Origin of the sequence: Neisseria sp. HMSC061H08 (genome assembly GCF_001836795.1) — a bacterium.
GTDB classification, from domain to species: Bacteria; Pseudomonadota; Gammaproteobacteria; order Burkholderiales; family Neisseriaceae; genus Neisseria; species Neisseria subflava_A.
The window spans coordinates 35,374-57,737 of the sequence record NZ_KV830562.1 but is presented as its reverse complement, the minus strand read 5'-3'; the positions used below and the strand labels follow the sequence as shown (position 1 = coordinate 57,737).

The window sequence follows — 22,364 nt, the reverse complement described above, 5'->3', positions numbered from 1 at the left end:
TGTAACTTCACATTTCCCGTATCGTTACTTTCCTTTGCTTCAGGTCGTCTGAAATTGTTCAGGCGTGCGCGTTGTTGTCTCTTAGGATAGATATGTCTATTAAATTTGCTGATTTGAACCTTGATAAAAACATTTTGTCTGCCGTAAGCAGCGAGGGTTATGAAAGCCCGACCCCGATTCAGGCGCAAGCGATTCCGTTTGCTTTGGACGGTCGCGACATTATGGCTTCGGCACAAACCGGTTCAGGCAAAACTGCAGCCTTCCTGCTGCCCACTTTGCAAAAACTGACCAAGCGCAGCGAAAAACCAGGCAAAGGCCCGCGCGCTTTGGTATTGACCCCGACCCGCGAACTGGCGGCTCAGGTGGAAAAAAACGCGCTGGCGTATGCTAAAAATATGCGTTGGTTCCGTACTGTCAGCATTGTCGGCGGTGCATCTTTCGGCTACCAAACCCGTGCTTTGAGCAAACCGGTTGACCTGATTGTCGCCACTCCGGGCCGTCTGATGGACTTGATGCAGAGCGGCAAAGTTGATTTTGAACGTTTGGAAGTGCTGATTCTGGACGAAGCCGACCGTATGTTGGACATGGGCTTTATCGACGACATCGAAACCATCGTTGAAGCAACGCCGAGCGACCGTCAGACTTTGTTGTTCTCCGCCACTTGGGACGGCGCGGTGGGTAAACTGGCGCGCAAACTGACCAAAGACCCTGAAACCATCGAAGTTGAGCGTGTTGATGATCAAGGCAAAATCGAAGAGCAGCTGTTGTACTGCGACGATATGCGCCATAAAAACCGCCTGCTCGACCACATCTTGCGTGATGCCAATATCGATCAATGTGTGATTTTCACATCGACCAAAGCCATGACCGAAGTTATCGCGGATGAATTGTACGAAAAAGGTTTTGCCGCCAACTGCCTGCACGGCGATATGCCGCAAGGCTGGCGTAACCGCACGCTGATGGACTTGCGCAAAGGCCGCTGCAAAATTTTGGTTGCCACCGACGTTGCCGCACGCGGTATCGACGTACCAACCATTACCCACGTTATCAACTACGACTTGCCGAAACAGGCAGAAGACTATGTTCACCGCATCGGCCGTACCGGCCGCGCAGGCCGTACCGGTATTGCGATTACTTTTGCCGAAGTGAACGAATACGTCAAAGTACACAAAATCGAAAAATACATCGGCCGCAAATTGCCTGAGCTGACCATCGAAGGCATGGAGCCGACACGCAAACGCAAATCTGCCGGCGGCAAACCGAAAGGCAAAGGCGGCTGGGGCGATCGTAAATCCGGCGGCTGGCGCGGCGATAAGAAACCGGCTAAAGAAGGCTTCGGCGGTAAAGCTCGCGGCGAAGGCCATAAAAAAGACGGTTTCAAGAAAGACGGCTTTAAGAAAGACGGTTTCAAGAAGTCTGACGGTTTCAAAAAAGGCGGCGAAGGCTTTAAAGGCAAACGTAAGTCTAACGACGGCTTTGGCGGCAAACATAAAAAAGGTTGATTGCTTCAATCTTAAGGCCGTCTGAAATAAGACGAAAGGGCGTGTGAAGACACGCCCTTTTTTATGGTTTCGAGTTTTCGCATATAAAAAAGCGTGGGATTGGTCCCACGCTTTTTTCAGACGGCCTCTTACAAAGCGGCCAATACGGCATCGCCCATTTCTGAGCAGGAGACCAGTTTGGTACCTTCTTCGTAAATGTCGCCGGTACGCAAGCCTTGTTGCAGTACTTTTTGTACGGCGTTTTCAACTTGTTGCGCGCGGGCTTCGTCGTTCAGGCTGTAACGCAGCAACATGGCGAGGGACAAAACGGTTGCCAGAGGATTGGCTTTGTTTTGACCGGCAATGTCTGGAGCGGAGCCGTGAGAAGGTTCGTACAGGCCTTTGCCGTTTTCGTCCAAAGAAGCGGAAGGGAGCATACCGATGGAGCCGGTCAGCATGGAGGCTTCGTCAGAGAGGATGTCGCCGAAGATGTTGCCGGTAGCAATCACGTCAAATTGTTTAGGCGCGCGTACCAACTGCATGGCGGCGTTGTCCACGTACATATGGGAAAGCTCGACATCAGGGTATTGTTTGCCGATTTCTTCAAAGACTTCGCGCCACAGTTCGGTGGTTTCCAAAACGTTGGCTTTGCCTACGGAGCAGACTTTTTTGCTGCGTTTTTGGGCGGATTGGAAGGCAACGTGGGCAATACGGCGGATTTCGCTTTCACTGTATTTCATGGTGTTGTAGCCTTCGCGTTCGCCGTTTTCCAGAACACGGATGCCGCGCGGTTCGCCAAAGTAAATATCGCCGGTCAGTTCACGTACGATAAGGATGTCGAGACCGGCTACGATTTCCGGTTTCAGAGTGGAAGCGTTGGCCAGCTCGGGATAAAGGATGGCAGGGCGCAAATTGGCAAAAAGATTCAAGTCTTTACGGATAGCTAATAAGCCGCGCTCAGGACGCAACGGACGGTCGAGATTGTCGTATTGAGGAGAACCGACTGCACCAAGCAGAACCGCATCGGCTTTACGGCAAAGGTTTTGCGTGAATTCTGGATAAGGATGGCCGTATTCGTCATAGGCTTCGCCGCCCAAAGGCGCATATTCGTAGCTGACATCCAAACCTTGTTCGATAAGTTTGTCGAGTACACGGACGGTTTCTGCAACGATTTCAGGGCCGATGCCGTCGCCGCGCAAGATAGCGATATGTTTGGTCATTTCGGGTTTCCTTATGGGAAGGTTTAAAGTAAAGGGCAGGTCGCCTGTTTTTCAGACGGCCTTAAATCAATTTGCTCTGAAAACGCTGATTGTACCATTATGGTACTGGTAAAGCTGGGTAGAAATCGCGTAGGCAGAATCTTCAAATGCCTGCAGGGCAATATTTGCCATCGCTTGCAAAGCCTCTTCATCGGATGGGCTGCAAACGAGCAGGGCATTGCGTGCCGGGACTGCAAAAACGGGATTGGCCGGCAGCATAGGATCGTCTTTAAGTACTTCGTCCAAAAGCAAAATCAGGGAAGCATCATAGTCGTTGTCCAAATGGATTTGGGTCAATGACCAACCTTCGGCATGATGAATTTGGACACGTCCATTCATCCGTTGGCGCAAATTATCCATGGCGGTACGATACAAGGCGTCTTCATCTTCAATACCGGCCTCTTGCATATGCTCACGATTGAGCGTATGCATGGATTCTTCCGTATCCACCATATAAAGCAACATGATATCGCCCGCAATCGGTTTATATACCAGGTAATCGGCAGGTTCGTCTTCGTCCGTATTTGTAATCAGTCTGACGTTTTCCAGATAAATTGTATTTTTAATCGTCGGAAGAATTTGTTGTGCTGAAACACTGGCATCAGCGTCTTGAATCTTATCGATAACCGCTAAATTGGCAGCAACAATAGCTTCCAAGGCCTCGGGATTTTGCAGATAACTTGTGTAATGGTTGCTCAAATATGTGCTGAACGATGCTTCATCGTCTTCGGAAAACTGGACAATAATAGGCGAAGAAGCAATGTTTTCGCCCCAGTCGATTTTCGCCTCAAGATCCAATTCTTCTTGGATGCGACGGGCAAAGTATTCGACAAATTCCTGCCAAGTCATTAATTTAGGTTTAGAGCGGAACAACCTGCTGAAAAAAGACATATTGTGTCCTGAATAAGGAAGTAAGGCCGTCTGGAAAGTTATAGGCGTTCGGTTTCAACACGGATTTTAAAAACAACTTTGCGTATGTTTGCCCTGTCGCCGACCAATGGGGCATGCGCATCATTCGGGAAAAATAGTGCAAATTCGCCGGGCTCCAAGGTCAGCCAAGTTTCCGGCTCGCAGTCGAAAAACTCAATATCGCGCTTTTCGTTGTAGCCCAAACCGTTTTTCAGACGGCCTCTGTCTATCCAGCCATACGTTTCGCTGCCATCAATCGGCGTTTGAATATCAATGTGTTTTAAGTGCGCTTCAGGCTTAGCTTCGCCTTGAGTCCTCATCGGCTCGCTGCCGATAAAAATACGGATATTGGGATTTTCGCACGGCACTTGACCGTCCGGCAGATTGGCAAAATCTAGGGTCTGCAACAGATGGAAGGCCTCTGCAAAGTCGGGATGCAGGGCAGCATAGCGGGTGGCATTGCTTATGGTGTCGGTAATCATAATATATTTGTGTAGATTAAAGGCCGTCTGAAACGCTTAAATTTTTCAGACGGCCTTTGGTATATCAACCGTTAAACAGCCAAGGCTGGCTTTGGCGGCGTTTTTCTTCGAAATCGCGGATTTCGTCGGCGTGTTGAAGGGTCAGGCCGATTTCGTCCAAGCCGTTTAAGAGGCAGTGTTTGCGGTGTTCGGTAATGTCGAATGTGAATGTTTCGCCTCTAGGAGTGGTCAGGGTTTGCTCGGCAAGGTCGATGGAGAGTTGATAGCCTTCGTTGGCTTCAACTTCTTTGAAAAGCTGGTCAACCTGTTCTTCGGTCAAAACGATGGGTAAAAGGCCGTTTTTGTAGCAGTTGTTGAAGAAGATGTCGGCAAAGCTGGGGGCGATGATGGCGCGGAAGCCGTAGTCGTCCAATGCCCAAGGGGCGTGTTCGCGTGAAGAGCCGCAGCCGAAGTTTTTGCGCGTCAACAGGATTTGCGCGCCTTGATAGCGTGGCTGGTTCAGGGAGAAATCCGGATTCAACGGGCGTTTGCTGTTATCCATGCCCGGTTCGCCGTGGTCGAGGTAACGCCATTCGTCAAAGGCATTAGGGCCGAAGCCGCTGCGTTTGATGGATTTTAAAAATTGTTTAGGGATGATGGCGTCGGTATCGACATTGCTGCGGTCGAGCGGGGCGACGATGGCGGAAATTTTGGTAAAGGCTTTCATATCAGATTCTTATAGTAATAATGGGAAATTTTATGGCTATTCGGCTTAGCGCATGCTGTGCAAACCGATTCGGTTGCCTTCTGTATCTTCGATAAATGCGGCAAAGCCGTTGGCAATGCGGAATTTTTCTTGTAAAAGCTTGCCGCCTGCTGCAACGGCTTTTTCTGCGGTTTCGGCACAATCCGGGCAATTGAAGAAAATGGTCGTTCCACCGTGGCCGGGTTGGGCATTGCTGTCATGCCAAATCATGCCCGCCGTGCCGTGTTGTGTGTAATCGGCCGGAAAAATGATGAAACGGAATCCGTTGCCGCCAACGTCTTGCAAGGGCTTGTCAAATACGGATTCGTAAAAGGCCTTGGCGCGATCCAAATCTTGAGCATGGATGCCGAACCAGCTTGACGGATTACTCATTGCTTCTTCTTTCACTGGGAATCTTAGGATGTCTGAATAGTAGGGAAACAGGCCGTCTGAAACGGATTCAGGAGGCTCAGACGGCCCACCTTACCGAATTATTCGGTAGCTGCTTCGATTTTTTCTCCAACATGGCTCATACCGCGACCTACGGCATTACCGCCTTTTTTAACGGCTTCTCCGGTTTTATCGGCTACGCGCTCGGCAGTCTCTTTGGTTTTGTCCCAATTGCGGTTGGTATCGTCTTTTGCGCCGGACCAAGTGCTGGAACAAGCTGACAGGATAAGGGCTGCGGCAGCCAATGCAAACAGTTTTTTCATACTAGATTCCTTTCAAGTTATCAATGATTAAGAAGGTTTTCGGACGTTTTTCGCAATATAATAAGAAAACTTGCTTGAGCAAGGTATTGTTTCAGACGGCCTGATGAATAAAGGCCGTCTGAAAATACTTTAAGCCATAGTGCGGATGTCGGTAAAGTGGCCGGTAACCGCGGCTGCGGCTGCCATGGCAGGGCTGACGAGGTGGGTGCGTCCGCCGTTGCCTTGACGGCCTTCAAAGTTACGGTTGGAAGTGGAGGCGCAACGTTGTCCCGGGGTCAAGCGGTCGGCATTCATGGCGAGGCACATTGAGCAGCCCGGCTCGCGCCATTCAAAACCGGCTTCGATAAATACTTCGTGCAAGCCTTCTTTTTCTGCCTGCTCTTTAACCAAACCGGAGCCAGGGACAATCAATACGCGTTGTACATTGTCCGCTTTTTTGCGGCCTTTGGCGATAGCGGCAGCTTCGCGTAAGTCTTCAATACGGCTGTTGGTGCAAGAACCGATAAAGACGATATCGACAGGGATTTCGTTTAATGGCGTACCGGCTTCCAAGCCCATGTATTCAAGGGCGCGTTCCATGCCGCTGCGTTTGACCGGATCGGCTTCTTCGGCAGGATTAGGCACTTTGCCGCTGATGTCTAAAACCATTTCAGGCGAGGTGCCCCAAGTTACTTGAGGCTCGATGTCTTCGGCTTTGAAGTGGTATTCTTTATCAAATACGGCACCTTCGTCAGACACCAGCGTGCGCCAGTATTCGACGGCTTTGTCCCATGCTTCGCCTTTAGGTGCGAAAGGTTTGCCTTTTACATAGTCGATGGTGGTTTGGTCGACGGCAACCATGCCTGAGCGCGCACCGGCTTCAATCGCCATATTGCACAAGGTCATGCGGCCTTCCATAGAAAGGCTGCGGATGGCTTCGCCACCAAATTCAATGGCGTAGCCTGTGCCGCCGGCCGTACCAATTTGACCGATGATATAAAGCGCTACGTCTTTGGCGGTAACACCGGGTTTCAGACGGCCTTCAACGGCAATCAGCATGGATTTGGATTTTTTTGCGGTAATGCACTGGGTCGCCATGGTGTGCTCGACTTCGGAAGTACCGATACCGTGCGCCAATGCGCCGAATGCGCCATGGGTAGAAGTGTGCGAGTCGCCGCAGACAACGGTCATGCCGGGCAGGGTAGCGCCTTGTTCCGGGCCCATAACGTGTACGATGCCTTGGCCTTTATCCATAAACGGGAAGTAGGCGAGTGCGCCAAACTCTTTAATGTTTTTGTCCAAGGTATCGACTTGCAGCTTGGAAATCGGGTCTTGGATACCTTTGTCCCAGTCGCCGGTCGGAGTGTTGTGGTCGGCTGTGGAGACCACGCTGTCGATACGCCAGAGTTTGCGGCCGGCCATTTTCAAGCCTTCAAATGCTTGCGGGCTGGTTACTTCGTGAACCAGGTGGCGGTCGATGTAAAGCAGGACAGTGCCGTCTTCTTCTTCGCGGACGACGTGGCTGTTCCAAAGTTTATCGTAAAGGGTTTGTGCGCTCATGATGAGTATTCTTTGCTATTGGTAGGTATGAATGATGGTTTGCGTTTATGGGCGGATTTTAGGCTTTTTATAGGGGCTGTGCAATAGAAATTTGTCCAATTTTTAAAATTTGTCGCAAAGTTTCAAAATAACTTGTCAAAAATTAGACAAATTGTAGAATTGTTGACAAAAAAGATGCATCTTATCTGAAAGAATGCTTGTCGAAATGCACTAAAAAGTTCTATCATTCTCACTCAACCACACTTACCAAGAGGTATAGAGAATGAAATTACCGGTAATGGCTCCTGAGCATTTGACTCAATTACGGAAATTTGAGAAAAAAGTCCTTGCCAATCATGCCAAAATCGAAGCATGGTTCCGTTCGCATTGGAACGAACACCGTCCGCCATTTTATGGTTCGGTTGACATCCGTAATGCCGGTTACAAAATTTCATCTATCGATATGAACCTGTTTCCGGGCGGCTTCAATAATTTGAATCCCAACTTTATCCCGCTGGCGGCGGTTGCCGCGCAAGATGCGGTACAGCGCGCCTGTGAAACGGCAAAATCCGTATTGATTATTCCTGAAAACCACACACGCAACACATTCTATCTGCAAAACGTTTACGCCCTCAGCGAGATTTTGCGTTCGGCAGGATACGAAGTGCGCTTGGGCAGCTTGAATCCTGAAGTGACTGAGCCGACCGAGTTTGAAACCGCGTTGGGCGACAAAATTTTGCTTGAGCCTTTATTGCGCACCCGTGAGCGTGTACATCTTGCAGACGGTTTCTCACCTTGCGTCGTCCTGTTGAATAACGACTTGTCTGCGGGCATCCCTGAAATCCTTAAAGACATCAGTCAAACCGTTTTGCCTCCATTGCACGGCGGCTGGACGACTCGCCGTAAAACCGAACATTTCGGCGCATATAATCAAGTTGCTGCCGACTTTGCGAAGTTGATTGACATCGACGAATGGCAAATCAATCCTTATTTTGAAAAAATCAGCGGTTTGGATTTCCAAGAGCGTGAAGGCGAGGATGCGTTAGCAGACGCGGTAGAGCGCGTATTGGCGAAAATTCAAGCCAAATACGATGAATTGGGCATTACCGACCAGCCTTTCGTTATTGTGAAAGCCGACGCAGGTACTTACGGCATGGGCGTGATGAGCGTTAAATCTGCGGATGAAGTGCGCGGATTGAACCGTAAAAACCGCAACAAAATGGCGAAAGTCAAAGAAGGCTTGGAAGTCAGCGAAGTCATTGTCCAAGAAGGTATTTATACCTACGAAACCATGAACGGCGCCGTGTGTGAACCTGTCGTTTATATGATGGACCGTTTCGTTATCGGCGGTTTCTTCCGTGTACACGAAGGCCGTGGTGCAGACGAAAACCTCAACGCCGGCGGCATGGTATTCGTCCCGCTGTCCAACAGCATCCCCACCGGCAGCGGCGACAATTCCCAAGAAGCGCCTGAAGCCTGCAAACGCGTATTTGAACAATGGGATTCGCTCGGTATGCCGCGCTCTGAAAAAGACTGCGACGTCGACAACGAACACAACCGCCTCTACGTTTACGGCGTAATGGCGCGCCTGTCCTTGCTTGCCGCTGCATTGGAGTTGGAGAAAACCGCGCCCCAAGCCTAATAAAGCGTTGATCGATATTGTCAGGCCGTCTGAAAATTAGTTTTCAGACGGCCTTTTCTGTCTGTACAATTCATTCTAACTAAAAAAACATGATTTATTTTTATGAGCAAACCAGCCAATCCAGTTGAAATAACCGACAATCTGCAAGACCAAACCATGAAGCGCAGCAATACCGACAATGCGCCGCGTTCTGCTATCCATCAAACCTTGTATTCCGCCGATACCTTTGCTCAGCATGATTATCTTGCCGGAAAAAACTTGCCCGATATTGTCCGTCCGCAAGAAGGCCAAATCAACTGGCTACATTTTGTCGGTATCAATGATGTTGCCTTGCTCAAGCACGCGCTTGAGCCTTATGGCATTCATGAGCTGGTTATTGAAGATATTCTCAGTCGTAAGCAGCGTCCGAAAATTGAAGATTACGGCAACTATGTTTTTACTGCCGCACAGGTTTACCACTATACCTCTACGGGCAAACTCCATTCTGACCAAGTGTATGTGATTATCGGCAAAGATTTTGTGTTGTCTTTCCAACAAAAACCGCTGGGCTTATTCAGCCATCTTCGCCGGCAGATGCACGAGAATCCGCACAATATTTTGAACAAAAATACAGCGTTTCTTGCTTATTGCCTGCTCGACCGTATTGTGGACGACTATTTCATTGTTTTGGAGTCGTACAACAACCGTGTCGAAGTAATAGACAAGTCGCTGTTTAAAAATGAAAACAGCGATATTCTCAGTAAGATTCACCGACTCAAACGCGATGCCGTCCGTCTGCGGCGCACACTTTTGCCATTGCGCGATGTGTTCTACCAACTGGCCGTACGCGGCGATTTTGCCATTTTCAAAGGCGAATCGACCGTCTATCTGCGCGATGTGTACGACCACAATATGCAGCTTATCGAATCGCTTGATGCCTCGCGTGATATGGTGTTGAGCATGATGGACATTTATCTTTCCTTCCAATCCAACCGCATGAACCAGCAAATGCGCGTGTTGACGGTTATCACCATCATCTTTATGCCGCTGACCGTCATCACCGGTATCTACGGCATGAACTTCGACAATATGCCCGAGCTGCATTGGCATTACGGCTATTTCATGGTTTTGGGTGTGATGCTGTGCATCATCATCGGACTGCTGATTTTCTTTTCGCGTAGAAAATGGTTATGATCAGGTGTGGTAGATTGAATTTTTCCACTCAAAAACGGTAGAATCAAAATTCCTACAAAACATGCCGTCTGAAATACTAGGCGGCCTTAAAAACAAACCACTTCAAGAGGCCAAACTATGGAACAAGCACGCCAACTTCCTTCTCACGAACTCATTATGTCCGAGCTGATGATGCCGGATACGGCAAATTTCAGCGGCAACGTCCACGGTGGCGAATTATTGCGCTTGCTCGACCAAGTCGCTTATTCCTGTGCCAGCCGATACAGCGGCAACTACTGCGTTACCTTGTCTGTCGATAAAGTTTTGTTTAAAGAGCCTATCCATGTCGGCGAACTGGTAACCTTTTACGCCAGCATTAACTACACCGGCCGCACTTCTATGGAAGTCGGCATCCGTGTAGAAGCGCAAAACATCCGCACCGGTGAAGTGCGCCATACCAACAGCTGCTACTTCACCATGGTTGCCGTAGAAGACGGCAAGCCGGTTGCTGTGCCGCCTTTGGAAATCAATACACCGCGCCAACGTTGCCGTTATGAAAAGGCTAAAAAGCGCAAAGCATTGAGTTTGCAGGCTTCCGATGAAGATTCTTGCAGCAGTTAAATAAAGTTATTAAATAATGAAGGCCGTCTGAAATCCTGTTTCAGACGGCCTTCACGCAAAAGCCATAAACCGCTTGTTTTGTGGTAGAATCAACAAGATTTTTGCCATACGAAATTACAGATAATCATGACCGACGCAACCATCCGCAACGACCATAAATTTGCACTTGAAACCCTGCCTGTCAGCCTTGAAGACGAAATGCGCAAGAGCTACCTCGATTACGCCATGAGCGTGATTGTGGGTCGAGCCCTGCCGGATGTCCGCGACGGTCTCAAGCCGGTACACCGCCGCGTGTTGTACGCGATGCACGAGTTGAAAAACAACTGGAATTCCGCCTATAAAAAATCGGCGCGTATCGTCGGCGACGTTATCGGTAAATACCATCCCCACGGCGATACAGCCGTTTACGACACCATCGTCCGCATGGCGCAAGACTTCTCCATGCGTTATGTACTGATCGACGGTCAGGGCAACTTCGGTTCTGTCGATGGCTTGGCCGCGGCGGCCATGCGTTATACCGAAATCCGCATGGAAAAGATTTCTCATGAAATGCTGGCGGATATTGAAGAAGAAACCGTCAATTTCGGCCCTAACTATGACGGCAGCGAACATGAGCCGCTGGTATTGCCGACCCGTTTCCCTGCATTGTTGGTAAACGGTTCGTCCGGTATTGCCGTCGGTATGGCAACCAATATCCCGCCGCACAATTTGGGCGATACCATCAATGCCTGCCTGCGCTTGTTGGATGAGCCTGAAACTGAAATCGACGAGCTGATCAACATCATCCAAGCGCCCGATTTCCCGACCGGCGCGACTATTTACGGCTTGAGCGGCGTGCGCGAAGGCTATAAAACCGGCCGCGGCCGCGTGGTCATGCGCGGTAAAACCCATATCGAGCCTATCGGCAAAAACGGCGAGCGCGAAGCCATCGTTATTGATGAAATCCCATATCAAGTAAACAAAGCCAAGCTGGTTGAGAAAATCGGCGAATTGGTACGCGAAAAAACGTTGGAAGGCGTATCCGACCTGCGCGATGAGTCCGACAAATCCGGTATGCGTGTCGTGATTGAATTGAAACGCAATGAAAATGCCGAAGTCGTTTTGAACCAACTCTACAAACTGACCCAGTTGCAAGACAGCTTCGGTATCAACATGGTGGCCTTGGTTGACGGCCAGCCGCGTTTGTTGAACCTGAAACAAATCCTGTCCGAATTCCTGCGCCACCGTCGCGAAGTCGTTACCCGTCGTACTTTATTCCGCCTGAAAAAAGCGCGTCATGAAGGCCATATTGCCGAAGGTAAAGCGGTGGCCTTGTCCAATATCGACGAAATCATCCGTCTGATTAAAGAATCTGCCAATGCGCCGGAAGCCAAAGAAAAATTGCTGTCCCGTCCATGGCGCAGCAGCTTGGTTGAAGATATGCTCAGCCGTACGGATTTGGACCTGCAAATGATGCGTCCTGAAGGCTTGCCTGAAAATTTGGGTCTGCACAGTCAAGGCTATTATCTGAGCGAATTGCAAGCCGATGCCATCCTGCGCATGAGCCTGCGCAACCTGACCGGCCTCGATCAGGAAGAAATTGTTGGCGAATATAAAAATCTGATGAGTAAAATCATTGATTTCGTGGATATTCTTTCCAAACCAGAGCGTGTTACCCAAATCATCCGCGAAGAATTGGCAGACATCAAAGCCAACTTCGGCGATGAGCGTCGTAGCGAAATCAATCCATTCGGTGGCGACATTGCCGATGAAGACCTGATTCCGCAACGCGAAATGGTCGTTACCCTGACTCATGGCGGCTACATCAAAACCCAGCCGACAACCGATTATCAGGCGCAGCGTCGCGGCGGTCGCGGTAAACAGGCAGCGGCCACCAAAGACGAAGATTTTATCGAAACCCTGTTTGTTGCCAATACGCATGATTATTTGATGTGCTTTACCAATTTGGGCAAGTGCCACTGGATTAAGGTTTACAAACTGCCTGAAGGCGGACGCAACAGCCGCGGCCGTCCGATTAACAACGTCATCCAATTGGAAGAAGGTGAAAAAGTCAGCGCCATCTTGGCCGTCCGCGAGTTTCCGGAAGACCAATACGTCTTCTTCGCCACTGCACAAGGCATGGTGAAAAAAGTCCAGCTGTCTGCGTTTAAAAATGTCCGCAGCCAAGGCATTAAAGCCATCGCGCTTAAAGAAGGCGATTACTTGGTCGGCGCAGCGCAAACCGGCGGTGCGGACGACATTATGTTGTTCTCCAACTTGGGCAAAGCCATCCGTTTTAACGAATACTGGGAAAAATCCGGTAACGATGAAGCAGAAGATGCCGATATCGAAACCGAAAATGAAGATTCAGACGGCCTGGATGATGAAAATGCCGAAAACGCATTGCCAAGCGGCAAACACGGTGTCCGTCCGTCCGGTCGCGGCAGCGGCGGTTTGCGCGGTATGCGCCTGCCGGCCGATGGCAAGATTGTCAGCCTGATTACCTTCGCCCCTGAAGCCGAACAAAGCGATTTGCAAGTATTGACCGCTACCGCCAACGGCTATGGCAAACGTACGCCGATTGCCGATTACAGCCGTAAAAACAAAGGCGGCCAAGGCAATATCGCCATCAATACCGGCGAGCGCAACGGCGATTTGGTTGCCGCGACTTTGGTCAGCGAAACCGACGACCTGATGCTGATTACCAGCGGCGGCGTCCTGATTCGTACCAAAGTTGAGCAAATCCGTGAAACCGGCCGTGCTGCCGCAGGTGTCCGCCTGATTAATCTGGATGAAGGCGAAACCTTGGTCAGCTTGGAACGCGTGGCCGAAGAGGCTGAAGATGAAGCCGCTTTGGAAAGCGATGCAGCTGAAAACCAAGTGGTAGAAGCTGAAGATACTCCGTCTCAAGAATCTTAAACGTCAATGAAAAAGGCCGTCTGAAACATTTTCAGACGGCCTGCTTATTCCAAAAGAAAATCCCGTGAGAGCAACCGAACCGTTCGATTTACCTCTTTTTTTGAAAAATCTGCCCAATCTGCCGGGCGTGTACCGTTTTTTTGACGAAGACAATAATGTTTTGTATGTCGGCAAAGCGGTCAATCTCAAGCGGCGCGTTTCTAGCTATTTCCAAAAAAACGACCATTCGCCGCGTATCGCATTGATGGTAAAACAGGTTCACCACATCGAAACCACCATCACACGTTCCGAAGCCGAAGCGCTGATTCTCGAAAATAACTTCATTAAAGCCCTGTCGCCGAAATACAATATTCTTTTCCGCGATGACAAAAGCTATCCTTATTTGATGATCAGCGGCCATCAATATCCGCAAATGGCGTATTACCGCGGCACGCTGAAAAAGCCTAATCAATATTTCGGTCCGTATCCCAACAGCAACGCCGTGCGCGACAGCATTCAAGTGTTGCAAAAAGTCTTTATGCTGCGTACCTGCGAGGACAGCGTATTCGAGCATCGCGACCGTCCTTGTCTGCTTTATCAAATCAAACGCTGCACCGCGCCTTGTGTCGGCCACATCAGCGAAGAAGATTACCACGACAGCGTGCGCCAAGCCGCGACTTTCCTTAATGGCAAAACCGACGAACTAACGCGTACCTTGCAACACAAAATGCAAACCGCTGCCGCGAATCTGCAATTTGAAGAAGCTGCGCGTTATCGCGACCAAATTCAAGCACTCGGTATCATGCAGAGTAATCAGTTTATCGACAGCAAAAATCCGAACAATCCCAACGATATCGATTTACTTGCGCTGGCGGTTTCAGACGGCCTGGTCTGTGTACACTGGGTCAGCATACGCGGCGGGCGGCACGTCGGCGATAAAAGCTTTTTCCCCGACACCAAAAACGATCCCGAGCCAAACGGACAAGATTACGCCGAGGCCTTCGTCGCCCAACATTATCTGGGCAAAAGCAAACCCGACATCATCATCAGTAACTTTCCCGTTCCCGATGCGTTGAAAGAGGCTTTGGAAGGCGAACACGGCAAGCAGATGCAGTTCGTGACCAAAACCATAGGCGAACGCAAAGTCTGGTTGAAAATGGCGGAACAAAACGCACAAATGGCGATTGCCCAACGCCGCCTGCAACAAAGCAGCCAGCAACACCGCATCGACGAACTGGCCAAAATCCTCGGCATGGATTCAGACGGCCTTAACCGCCTTGAATGCTTCGACATCAGCCACACGCAAGGCGAAGCCACGATTGCGTCCTGCGTTGTGTACGATGAGCAAAACATCCAGCCTTCTCAATACCGCCGCTACAACATCACTACCGCCAAACCCGGCGACGACTACGCCGCCATGCGCGAAGTGTTGACGCGCCGTTACGGCAAAATGCAGGAAGCCGAAGCCAACGGCGAGGCCGTCAAATGGCCCGATGTCGTATTGATTGACGGCGGCAAAGGGCAAATCGGCGTTGCCGTATCGGTATGGGAAGAACTCGGGCTGCACATTCCTTTGGTCGGTATCGCCAAAGGCCCCGAGCGCAAAGCCGGCATGGAAGAACTCATACTGCCTTTTACCGGAGAAGTTTTCCGCCTGCCGCCCAACAGTCCGGCTTTACATTTATTGCAAACCGTACGCGATGAATCGCACCGCTTTGCCATTACAGGCCACCGCAAAAAACGCGACAAAGCACGCGTTACTTCCTCACTCAGTGAAATCCCCGGTATCGGCAGCAAACGCCGCCAAGCATTGCTCACCCGATTCGGCGGCCTGCGCGGCGTGATTGCAGCCAGCCGCGAGGATTTGGAAAAAGTGGAAGGCATCAGCAAAGCTTTGGCGGAAACCATTTACGAGCATCTGCACTGATTGGCTTGAACAGCAAAAAGGAACAATATGAAATCTGTCATCATCAAAAATATCGAGATCGGCAAAGGCCTGCCTAAAATTGCCGTGCCGCTGGTGGCTGCTAATATGCAGGAGTTGGCGCAGGCTTTGCACGTATTGAAAGAGACAGCTTTTGACATCATCGAATTTCGTGCGGATTTTTTTCAAGAGGCGCTTGATGCCGAATTTATTGCCGAGCAATTAGGCATTGTCCGACAGGCTTTTCCTGCCAAGCCTTTGCTGTTTACGTTTAGAAGGGCGCAAGAGGGCGGCAATACGCCTTGTTCGGATGACTATTATTTTGAATTATTGGAAAAAATCATCTGTTCCAAACAAGCCGATATTATCGATATCGAGCTTTTTGCCGAGGAGGGCGGCGTCAAACAAACCATTGCCTTGGCACATGAACATCAAGCTGCCGCCTTGCTTTGCAATCACGATTTCCAAGCCACGCCGTCTTTGGCAGACATTACAGGCCGTCTGAAAACAATGGCCGAGTGGGGCGCGGATATCTGCAAAATTGCCGTTATGCCGCAATCGCCGCAAGATGTGTTGACCCTGTTGCAGGCAACATATGATGCTTCACAAATTATCGACCGCCCGATTATTACTATGTCCATGGGTAAAACCGGAGCCGTCAGCCGCTTGGCCGGCTCGACTTTCGGCTCAGCCGTTACCTTTGGCGCGGCACAAAAAACGTCGGCACCCGGCCAAATTGATGCTAATGAATTGAGGAAAATCTTGGCAATTTTGGGATAGTTTAATTATTAATATTCAAGGCCGTCTGTAAAATATTTTTCAGACGGCCTGATTTTTTTAAATTTATTTCTTTTAATTTTAAATAAAACCTGTAACAATGGGTTTCCTATTTCTAATAACTAGAGGAGAAATAAAATGACTACTACTAAAGAAAACCTGGCGAACCCAGGTCCAGTAGGCCTGTGTGGCTTTGCATTGACAACTTGGTTGCTCAGTCTGATTAACGGCGGCTTTTTTACTGCTCAAGAGGGTGTCGGCTTAGTTTTGGGCATGGCTCTCGCCTTTGGTGGTATCGCCCAAGTTATTGCCGGTATGTTTGAGTTCAAGAAAGGCAATACGTTCGGCTTTACCGCTTTTATCAGCTATGGCGCCTTCTGGTGGACATGGGCTTTGTTCACCATCTTTTTTAAAGGTGAAACAGCCCCGGCATTTATCGGCTGGTATCTTTGCGCATGGGGTATGTTTTCGCTGATGATGTTTGTGGCCACCTTGACCAAGCCTAAAGTATTGAGTGCCATATTCTTTTTCTTGACGCTGACGTTCTTTGCCCTGGGCATTGGCGATGGCATGGAAAATCATAGCATCGTCCATATCGGCGGTTGTTTAGGCTTGGTAACTGCACTTGGTGCGTTCTACTTGGCCGCTGCGGAAGTTATTAACGAATCTTTCGGCAAAACAGTTTTGCCGGTTGGCGAGCGTAAATAAGCTTTGTCATACAAAATGCCGTCTGAACGGTGGAAATGAAATCAAAGATTTCGGCCATAATGTTCAGACGGCATTTTTTATTTGTCTTCAAATAAATCGACATCAAATAAATCCGGCTCTTTGATGCGTTCCCGACAATCAAGTTTGATGTCTTCGGTAACCCGACAGCAGCACGGCAAAATTTCTCCGGGTGCGACAAAAGCGAGCGGAAAATTATCATAAGAGACTTTCCCATCCAAGATTTTAACCCGGCATGAACCGCAATAACCGCTGCGACATTGGTATTCAACTTCGTGTCCAGTGCGCTCCAAGCCCTCCAATAAGGTTTCGCCTTGTTGGAGTTGGAAGGTTTTGTCGTGTGTGCTAATGAGTGCCATGTGTGTTTTAGGGCATAGGGGCCGTCTGAACAATGTTTCAGACGGCCTTAAATATATAAAATTCAAATAATCAAGCCTTTTTCCCACAAGGCCAAAACGACATGAAGCTGGCTGTTATATTTTTTTTCATTACCCACAATTTCGCGCCAGAAAACGGATTTTTTCTGATTTGCCCATTCGGGATCATTTTTTAAAAGGCTGACCGCTGCAACGGCATATTCTCCGTTTTTGGAATGTTTGGTTTTGACTTTTTCCGGGTTGATTCCTTTAACCAACCCCGCACGACACAATCCCAAAAATGCATTCTTTGGGCATCCTTTTTTTCTAATTGACTCCTTGATGGGAAATGATGCCGCAATCTCTGTCCAAGCTTGTTCCATATCTTCATATTTAGAATATGATTCAGCTGCTTTTACCGCAATGTCGCCATAAATCTTCATTTTTGGTTATACCTTGAGGATTGAAAAGAGATTTTCAGACGGCCGGTTACGCCCAAAGGCCGTCTGAAACGCGGTTTACAGCTCGAAATCGCCCAAATCGTCCGCGCTGACTTCCGAATCAATCTGACCGATTAAGTAAGAAGAAATTTCCACTTCCTGCGGCGCAACCTGTACATTGTCAGAAGACAGCCATGCGTTGATCCAAGGAATCGGATTTTGGGTCGCACCTTCAAATCCGGCAGGAAGGCCAACCGCCTGCATACGCAGATTGGTAATGTATTCAACGTATTGAGCCAGAATTTCCTTGTTCAGGCCAATCATTGAGCCGTCTTTAAACAGATAGGCCGCCCATTCTTTTTCCTGCTCGGCTGCTTTTTTGAAGAGGTTGAAACACTCGTCCTGCAATTCATTCGCAATTTCAGCCATTTCAGGATCATCGGCACCGGCACGCATCAGGTTGAGCATATGCTGGGTGCTGGTCAGGTGCAGGGCTTCGTCGCGGGCAATCAGCTTGATGATTTTAGCGTTGCCTTCCATCAATTCACGCTCGGCAAAGGCGAACGAGCAGGCGAATGAAACGTAGAAGCGGATGGCTTCCAATACATTGACGCACATCAGGCAGAGATAGAGCTTTTTCTTCAACTCGCGCAAAGACACGGTAACGAGCTTGCCACCGATATTGTGCGAACCTTCGCCCAACAGATTGTAATACTGGGTGTATTCAATCAAATCATCGTAATAGCAGGCAATGTCTTCGGCACGAGCGATGATGTATTTGTTTTGCACAATATCATCGAATACGACTGACGGATCATTCACGATATTACGGATGATATGAGTATAGCTGCGCGAGTGGATGGTTTCGCTGAAGCTCCACGTTTCAATCCACGTTTCCAGCTCAGGAATAGACACCAAAGGTAAGAACGCAACATTCGGGCTGCGGCCTTGGATCGAATCGAGTAGGGTTTGGTATTTCAGATTGCTGATGAAAATATGTTTTTCGTGTTCGGGCAGATTGGCGTAGTCAATACGGTCGCGCGATACGTCGATTTCTTCGGGACGCCAGAAGAAAGACAATTGTTTTTCAATCAGTTTTTCAAATACTTCGTATTTCTGCTGGTCATAACGGGCGACATTTACCGGTTGACCAAAAAACATCGGCTCTTTCAGCGCGTCGTTTTTGGTTTTGGAAAAAGTGCTGTATGACATAGTTAAGTGTTCGCAGGACATGGCTGTTTCTCTTAGGGATAGAATTTACAAATTTAAAGAGTACGTATTTATATAAATCAACAACATATATTCACAAACATATTTCCTAATGAAGTTAATTCACACACACCTTTTTTCAACTCTACTTTTTTTTCTTCTAAACAATCCTCAATATCTAAAATAGAAATATTCAAATCTAAAGCAATTTCATTTTTAGAATAATTTTTTTCTAATAAACTTTGAATTTTTAATCTTAAATCTGTAAGTGGATTACATATGCTTAAAGACTCAAGTAAACTAGTAGAATAAAAATCTTCATATTGCTTATCATCTAGAAAACATCTATCAAAATCAATACGTACCAAACCTAATTGGATTAAATTATCTATAGATATTGCCGTTTTTTCAATGTCTTGCTCTCCAAATGCAAGGCAAACAATTAAATTAAAAAAAATTAATGCATCGTCATTATTTTTTTTAATATAATATTTGCTAATTGCTATACTTTTTAAGTCTTTCATTAATTGAAGAAGTTTTGCATCATGGGATGATAAAGACTTAACTTTTTCAACAAAGCTATTGTGGATCTTTCCATTATTTCTAGCATCAAAGGAGGTAGATACTAATTTTGCAAATATTTCCCTAAGCTCTTCTTCTTCAAGGTAATATTGAGATGCCTCGATTGCAGGTCCTAAAATACTATATTTAGGTTCTTGAATTTCTTCTTGAGGAATTTTTTCTAAATTTTTATTAAGTCTATCACTGAAATCAGCTAACTCTTTTTTCCTTTTTAATTGTTGTTTTTCCATCCATAAATCAATAGGTCCAAATACTTGTTTCCACACTAGATTTAATGTATGAGCTGGTGCCTCAGCTCCCTTTGTCAATAATGTTGTAGCACCTGCAGTTAAAATAGTTATAGCTGTTGTATCCATAATACTCATATTAAATTTTCTTACAAATCTTCAACAATCTTTAATATGCTCAAATCTTACAAGCCCCACCTGCGCAGCCATCATCTTGAATATCGGTCTGCGTATCGTCCGCGCCGTCTCGGGTGTTATGGTAGTACAGGGTTTTGACGCCGTATTTATAGGCGGTCAGCAGATCTTTCAGCATTTGTTTCATGGAAACTTTGCTGCCTTCAAATTTGTTCGGGTCGTAGGCGGTATTGGCGGAAATCGATTGATCGACGAATTTTTGCATTACGCCGACGAGTTTCAGGTAGCCTTCGTTGCCGGGAAGCTGCCACAGGGTTTCGTAGGCGTCTTTCAGGGTTTCAAACTCCGGTACGACTTGTTTCAGGATGCCGTCTTTCGATGCTTTAACACTGACCAGGCCGCGTGGGGGCTCGATGCCGTTGGTGGCGTTGGCAATTTGCGAGCTGGTTTCAGACGGCATGAGTGCGGTCAGGGTAGAGTTGCGCAGGCCGTATTTGACGATGTCGGCGCGCAGGCTTTCCCAGTCGTAGTGCAAAGGCTCGTTGCACACGGCGTCCAAGTCTTTTTTGTAGGTGTCGATAGGCAGTTTGCCTTGCGAATAAACGGTTTGGTTAAACAGCGGGCATGCGCCGTATTCTTTGGCAAGGTTTACCGATGCTTTGAGCAGGTAATACTGCATGGCTTCAAAGGTGCGGTGGGTCAGGCCGAGGGCGGAGTCGTTGCTGTAACGTACGCCGTTTTTCGCCAAATAGTAGGCGTAGTTGATGACGCCGATGCCGAGTGTGCGGCGGTTCATGGTTGCGGTGCGCGCTGCTGCAACCGGATAGTCTTGATAATCCAACAGGGCATCAAGTGCGCGTACGGTCAAATCGGCAAGCTCTTCCAGTTCGTCCAAGTTGTTCAATGCGCCCAAGTTGAAGGCGGACAAGGTACATAGGGCGATTTCGCCGTTCGGATCGTTGATGTTGTCCAAAGGTTTGGTCGGCAGGGCGATTTCCATGCACAAGTTGGACTGATGAACAGGCGCAACACGCGGATCAAACGGGCTGTGCGTGTTGCAGTGGTCAACGTTTTGGATGTAGATACGACCGGTACCGGCGCGCTCCTGCATCAGGGTAGAGAACAATTCTGTTGCCGGCAAAGTACGTTTGCGGATGTTTGGATCTTGCTCGTATTGAGTGTAGAGGCGCTCGAATTCGTCTTGATCGGCGAAGAAGGCATCATACAAACCCGGAACTTCATTCGGCGAGAACAGGGTAATGTTGCCGCCTTTGATCAAGCGGGTGTACAGCAGGCGATTGATTTGTACGCCGTAGTCCAGTTGGCGGATACGGTTGTCTTCTACGCCGCGGTTGTTTTTCAATACCAACAGGCTTTCGGCTTCGATGTGCCACAATGGGTAGAACAAGGTTGCAGCACCGCCGCGTACGCCGCCTTGCGAGCAGGATTTAACGGCCGCTTGGAACATTTTGAAGAATGGGATACAGCCGGTGTGTTGTGCTTCGCCGCCACGGATTTCACTGCCCAAGCCGCGGATACGGCCGGCATTGATGCCGATGCCTGCTCGTTGGGAAACGTATTTCACAATCGCGCTGGTGGTGGCGTTGATGGAGTCAAGGCTATCGTCGCATTCAATCAATACGCAGCTTGAGAATTGGCGCGTAGGCGTGCGCACGCCGCTCATAATCGGGGTCGGCAGCGATACTTTAAATGTGGAAACGGCATCGTAAAAGCGTTTGACGTAATCCAAACGGGTCTCTTTCGGATATTTGCTGAAGAGACACATGGCCACCAAAATGTATAAGAACTGCGGCGTTTCATAAATTTGGCGGGTAACGCGGTTTTGAACCAGATATTTGCCTTCCAGCTGTTTTACGGCAGCATAAGAGAAGGTCATATCACGGCTGTGGTCGATATAGGCATTCAGCTCGTCGAATTCTTCGCGGCTGTAATCTGCGATGATGTGGCGGTCGTATTTGCCTGCTTCGGTCAGTTTTTTAACGTGATCGTAGAGGTGAGGCGGTTCGAATTCGCCATAAGCGATTTTGCGCAGATGGAAAATAGCGAGGCGGGCGGCCAGATATTGATAATCGGGCGTATCTTGTGAGATCAGGTCAGCCGCGGCCTTGATGATGGTTTCATGGATGTCGTCGGTACGGATACCGTTGTAAAACTGAATATGTGATTTGAGCTCGACTTGCGATACGGAGACGTTTTGTAAGCCTTCCGCCGCCCAAGTAACAACGCGGTGGATTTTGTCTAAATTGATATCTTCCAAGCGTCCGTCGCGTTTGGTTACTTTAATATTCGTTGCTGCATTCATTGTTCAGTCCCCCATTAAAAAACACAAGATACGGTATGTGATTGCTTTGAACGGCACAATATAATGTATTTTTCTTTGTTTAACTAGACTTGACAATGCGCTTTTTTCGGGGTGTGGATTAGAGGATGGGAGGTTTAAACTAGATTTTATGTGGCTTTGTGGCGATTTGGCATTATTTTGCGTTTGCATCACATTTGGCTAGACATTGGCTAGAGGCTTATGAAATAAAGAAATTTATATTCAGGTTTCGTCTAAATGGAAGGTGTGTTAAATTTTGCAAAGCAAGT

General features: G+C 48.4%; 20 protein-coding genes. 8 read left to right on the top strand and 12 right to left on the bottom strand.

Annotated elements, in window-relative coordinates; translation table 11 throughout:
- Positions 1-92: 92 nt before the first annotated feature.
- Complete coding sequence (locus tag HMPREF2675_RS04310; RefSeq protein ID WP_070814174.1) at positions 93-1,502, top strand: DEAD/DEAH box helicase; 1,410 nt, start codon at positions 93-95, stop codon at positions 1,500-1,502.
- A gap of 128 nt (positions 1,503-1,630) precedes the next feature.
- Here HMPREF2675_RS04310 and leuB read toward each other — a convergent pair whose 3' ends face one another.
- The 7 genes from leuB to leuC all read right to left on the bottom strand — a co-directional run bounded on the left by leuB (position 1,631) and on the right by leuC (position 7,107).
- Entirely contained in the window at positions 1,631-2,701 is a 1,071-nt protein-coding gene (leuB, locus tag HMPREF2675_RS04305) for a 3-isopropylmalate dehydrogenase (protein ID WP_070814173.1), read from the bottom strand.
- A gap of 66 nt (positions 2,702-2,767) precedes the next feature.
- Entirely contained in the window at positions 2,768-3,631 is an 864-nt protein-coding gene (locus tag HMPREF2675_RS04300; RefSeq protein ID WP_070814172.1) for a DUF1444 family protein, read from the bottom strand.
- A 38-nt stretch (positions 3,632-3,669) separates the two neighbouring features.
- The gene (locus HMPREF2675_RS04295) at positions 3,670-4,131 is read right to left on the bottom strand and encodes a NanQ anomerase/TabA/YiaL family protein (RefSeq protein WP_004520346.1); all 462 of its coding nucleotides are present in this window, start codon (positions 4,129-4,131) and stop codon (positions 3,670-3,672) included.
- A gap of 64 nt (positions 4,132-4,195) precedes the next feature.
- Positions 4,196-4,837 (bottom strand): 3-isopropylmalate dehydratase small subunit, encoded by a 642-nt coding sequence (gene leuD, locus HMPREF2675_RS04290; protein ID WP_004520347.1) that lies wholly within the window; start codon positions 4,835-4,837, stop codon positions 4,196-4,198.
- 45 nt (positions 4,838-4,882) lie between these two features.
- Positions 4,883-5,248: a VOC family protein gene (locus HMPREF2675_RS04285; protein WP_039862329.1), complete on the bottom strand. Its 366-nt coding sequence runs from the start codon at positions 5,246-5,248 to the stop codon at positions 4,883-4,885.
- Between the two features lie 98 nt (positions 5,249-5,346).
- Positions 5,347-5,568 carry a hypothetical protein gene (locus HMPREF2675_RS04280; RefSeq protein WP_004520349.1) on the bottom strand — a complete coding sequence of 74 codons (222 nt, stop codon included), beginning with the start codon at positions 5,566-5,568 and terminating at the stop codon, positions 5,347-5,349.
- A 129-nt stretch (positions 5,569-5,697) separates the two neighbouring features.
- Complete coding sequence (gene leuC, locus HMPREF2675_RS04275; RefSeq protein WP_004520350.1) at positions 5,698-7,107, bottom strand: 3-isopropylmalate dehydratase large subunit; 1,410 nt, start codon at positions 7,105-7,107, stop codon at positions 5,698-5,700.
- Between the two features lie 262 nt (positions 7,108-7,369).
- Here leuC and gshA point away from each other — a divergent pair, with 262 nt between their 5' ends.
- The 7 genes from gshA to HMPREF2675_RS04240 all read left to right on the top strand — a co-directional run bounded on the left by gshA (position 7,370) and on the right by HMPREF2675_RS04240 (position 16,787).
- On the top strand, positions 7,370-8,728 hold the full coding sequence (gene gshA / locus HMPREF2675_RS04270; RefSeq protein ID WP_070814171.1) for a glutamate--cysteine ligase: 1,359 nt from the start codon (positions 7,370-7,372) through the stop codon (positions 8,726-8,728).
- 102 nt (positions 8,729-8,830) lie between these two features.
- A complete protein-coding gene (corA, locus tag HMPREF2675_RS04265) occupies positions 8,831-9,901 on the top strand; it encodes a magnesium/cobalt transporter CorA (protein WP_070644802.1) in 1,071 nt (356 codons plus the stop codon).
- A gap of 117 nt (positions 9,902-10,018) precedes the next feature.
- Positions 10,019-10,501: an acyl-CoA thioesterase gene (locus HMPREF2675_RS04260; protein WP_070814170.1), complete on the top strand. Its 483-nt coding sequence runs from the start codon at positions 10,019-10,021 to the stop codon at positions 10,499-10,501.
- A 126-nt stretch (positions 10,502-10,627) separates the two neighbouring features.
- On the top strand, positions 10,628-13,399 hold the full coding sequence (gene gyrA / locus HMPREF2675_RS04255) for a DNA gyrase subunit A (RefSeq protein WP_070814169.1): 2,772 nt from the start codon (positions 10,628-10,630) through the stop codon (positions 13,397-13,399).
- Between the two features lie 64 nt (positions 13,400-13,463).
- Positions 13,464-15,305: an excinuclease ABC subunit UvrC gene (gene uvrC, locus HMPREF2675_RS04250; RefSeq protein WP_070814168.1), complete on the top strand. Its 1,842-nt coding sequence runs from the start codon at positions 13,464-13,466 to the stop codon at positions 15,303-15,305.
- 27 nt (positions 15,306-15,332) lie between these two features.
- Positions 15,333-16,082 (top strand): type I 3-dehydroquinate dehydratase, encoded by a 750-nt coding sequence (aroD, locus tag HMPREF2675_RS04245; RefSeq protein ID WP_070814167.1) that lies wholly within the window; start codon positions 15,333-15,335, stop codon positions 16,080-16,082.
- A 135-nt stretch (positions 16,083-16,217) separates the two neighbouring features.
- A complete protein-coding gene (locus tag HMPREF2675_RS04240; protein ID WP_070814166.1) occupies positions 16,218-16,787 on the top strand; it encodes an acetate uptake transporter in 570 nt (189 codons plus the stop codon).
- A 77-nt stretch (positions 16,788-16,864) separates the two neighbouring features.
- On the opposite strand, the gene yfaE is transcribed toward HMPREF2675_RS04240, so the two are convergent.
- The 5 genes from yfaE to nrdA form a co-directional block, all read right to left on the bottom strand.
- Complete coding sequence (yfaE, locus tag HMPREF2675_RS04235; protein ID WP_003686421.1) at positions 16,865-17,164, bottom strand: class I ribonucleotide reductase maintenance protein YfaE; 300 nt, start codon at positions 17,162-17,164, stop codon at positions 16,865-16,867.
- Between the two features lie 62 nt (positions 17,165-17,226).
- Positions 17,227-17,604, bottom strand: coding sequence for a DUF6979 family protein (locus HMPREF2675_RS04230; RefSeq protein WP_009427512.1), 378 nt, complete (start codon positions 17,602-17,604; stop codon positions 17,227-17,229).
- A 75-nt stretch (positions 17,605-17,679) separates the two neighbouring features.
- Positions 17,680-18,813 carry a class Ia ribonucleoside-diphosphate reductase subunit beta gene (gene nrdB, locus HMPREF2675_RS04225; protein ID WP_049331034.1) on the bottom strand — a complete coding sequence of 378 codons (1,134 nt, stop codon included), beginning with the start codon at positions 18,811-18,813 and terminating at the stop codon, positions 17,680-17,682.
- A gap of 77 nt (positions 18,814-18,890) precedes the next feature.
- On the bottom strand, positions 18,891-19,757 hold the full coding sequence (locus tag HMPREF2675_RS04220; RefSeq protein ID WP_070608978.1) for a DUF4393 domain-containing protein: 867 nt from the start codon (positions 19,755-19,757) through the stop codon (positions 18,891-18,893).
- Between the two features lie 40 nt (positions 19,758-19,797).
- Positions 19,798-22,077, bottom strand: a complete 2,280-nt coding sequence (gene nrdA, locus HMPREF2675_RS04215) for a class 1a ribonucleoside-diphosphate reductase subunit alpha (protein ID WP_070814165.1) — start codon at positions 22,075-22,077, stop codon at positions 19,798-19,800.
- Positions 22,078-22,364 lie beyond the last annotated feature (287 nt).

Excerpts from the sequence above, each read along its gene's own strand:
- HMPREF2675_RS04310 (WP_070814174.1), top strand. The coding sequence starts at position 93 with ATGTCTATTAAATTTGCTGATTTGAACCTTGATAAAAACATTTTGTCT.
- leuB (WP_070814173.1), bottom strand. The coding sequence starts at position 2,701 with ATGACCAAACATATCGCTATCTTGCGCGGCGACGGCATCGGCCCTGAA.
- HMPREF2675_RS04300 (WP_070814172.1), bottom strand. The coding sequence starts at position 3,631 with ATGTCTTTTTTCAGCAGGTTGTTCCGCTCTAAACCTAAATTAATGACT.
- HMPREF2675_RS04295 (WP_004520346.1), bottom strand. The coding sequence starts at position 4,131 with ATGATTACCGACACCATAAGCAATGCCACCCGCTATGCTGCCCTGCAT.
- leuD (WP_004520347.1), bottom strand. The coding sequence starts at position 4,837 with ATGAAAGCCTTTACCAAAATTTCCGCCATCGTCGCCCCGCTCGACCGC.
- HMPREF2675_RS04285 (WP_039862329.1), bottom strand. The coding sequence starts at position 5,248 with ATGAGTAATCCGTCAAGCTGGTTCGGCATCCATGCTCAAGATTTGGAT.
- HMPREF2675_RS04280 (WP_004520349.1), bottom strand. The coding sequence starts at position 5,568 with ATGAAAAAACTGTTTGCATTGGCTGCCGCAGCCCTTATCCTGTCAGCT.
- leuC (WP_004520350.1), bottom strand. The coding sequence starts at position 7,107 with ATGAGCGCACAAACCCTTTACGATAAACTTTGGAACAGCCACGTCGTC.
- gshA (WP_070814171.1), top strand. The coding sequence starts at position 7,370 with ATGAAATTACCGGTAATGGCTCCTGAGCATTTGACTCAATTACGGAAA.
- corA (WP_070644802.1), top strand. The coding sequence starts at position 8,831 with ATGAGCAAACCAGCCAATCCAGTTGAAATAACCGACAATCTGCAAGAC.
- HMPREF2675_RS04260 (WP_070814170.1), top strand. The coding sequence starts at position 10,019 with ATGGAACAAGCACGCCAACTTCCTTCTCACGAACTCATTATGTCCGAG.
- gyrA (WP_070814169.1), top strand. The coding sequence starts at position 10,628 with ATGACCGACGCAACCATCCGCAACGACCATAAATTTGCACTTGAAACC.
- aroD (WP_070814167.1), top strand. The coding sequence starts at position 15,333 with ATGAAATCTGTCATCATCAAAAATATCGAGATCGGCAAAGGCCTGCCT.
- HMPREF2675_RS04240 (WP_070814166.1), top strand. The coding sequence starts at position 16,218 with ATGACTACTACTAAAGAAAACCTGGCGAACCCAGGTCCAGTAGGCCTG.
- yfaE (WP_003686421.1), bottom strand. The coding sequence starts at position 17,164 with ATGGCACTCATTAGCACACACGACAAAACCTTCCAACTCCAACAAGGC.
- HMPREF2675_RS04230 (WP_009427512.1), bottom strand. The coding sequence starts at position 17,604 with ATGAAGATTTATGGCGACATTGCGGTAAAAGCAGCTGAATCATATTCT.
- nrdB (WP_049331034.1), bottom strand. The coding sequence starts at position 18,813 with ATGTCATACAGCACTTTTTCCAAAACCAAAAACGACGCGCTGAAAGAG.
- HMPREF2675_RS04220 (WP_070608978.1), bottom strand. The coding sequence starts at position 19,757 with ATGAGTATTATGGATACAACAGCTATAACTATTTTAACTGCAGGTGCT.
- nrdA (WP_070814165.1), bottom strand. The coding sequence starts at position 22,077 with ATGAATGCAGCAACGAATATTAAAGTAACCAAACGCGACGGACGCTTG.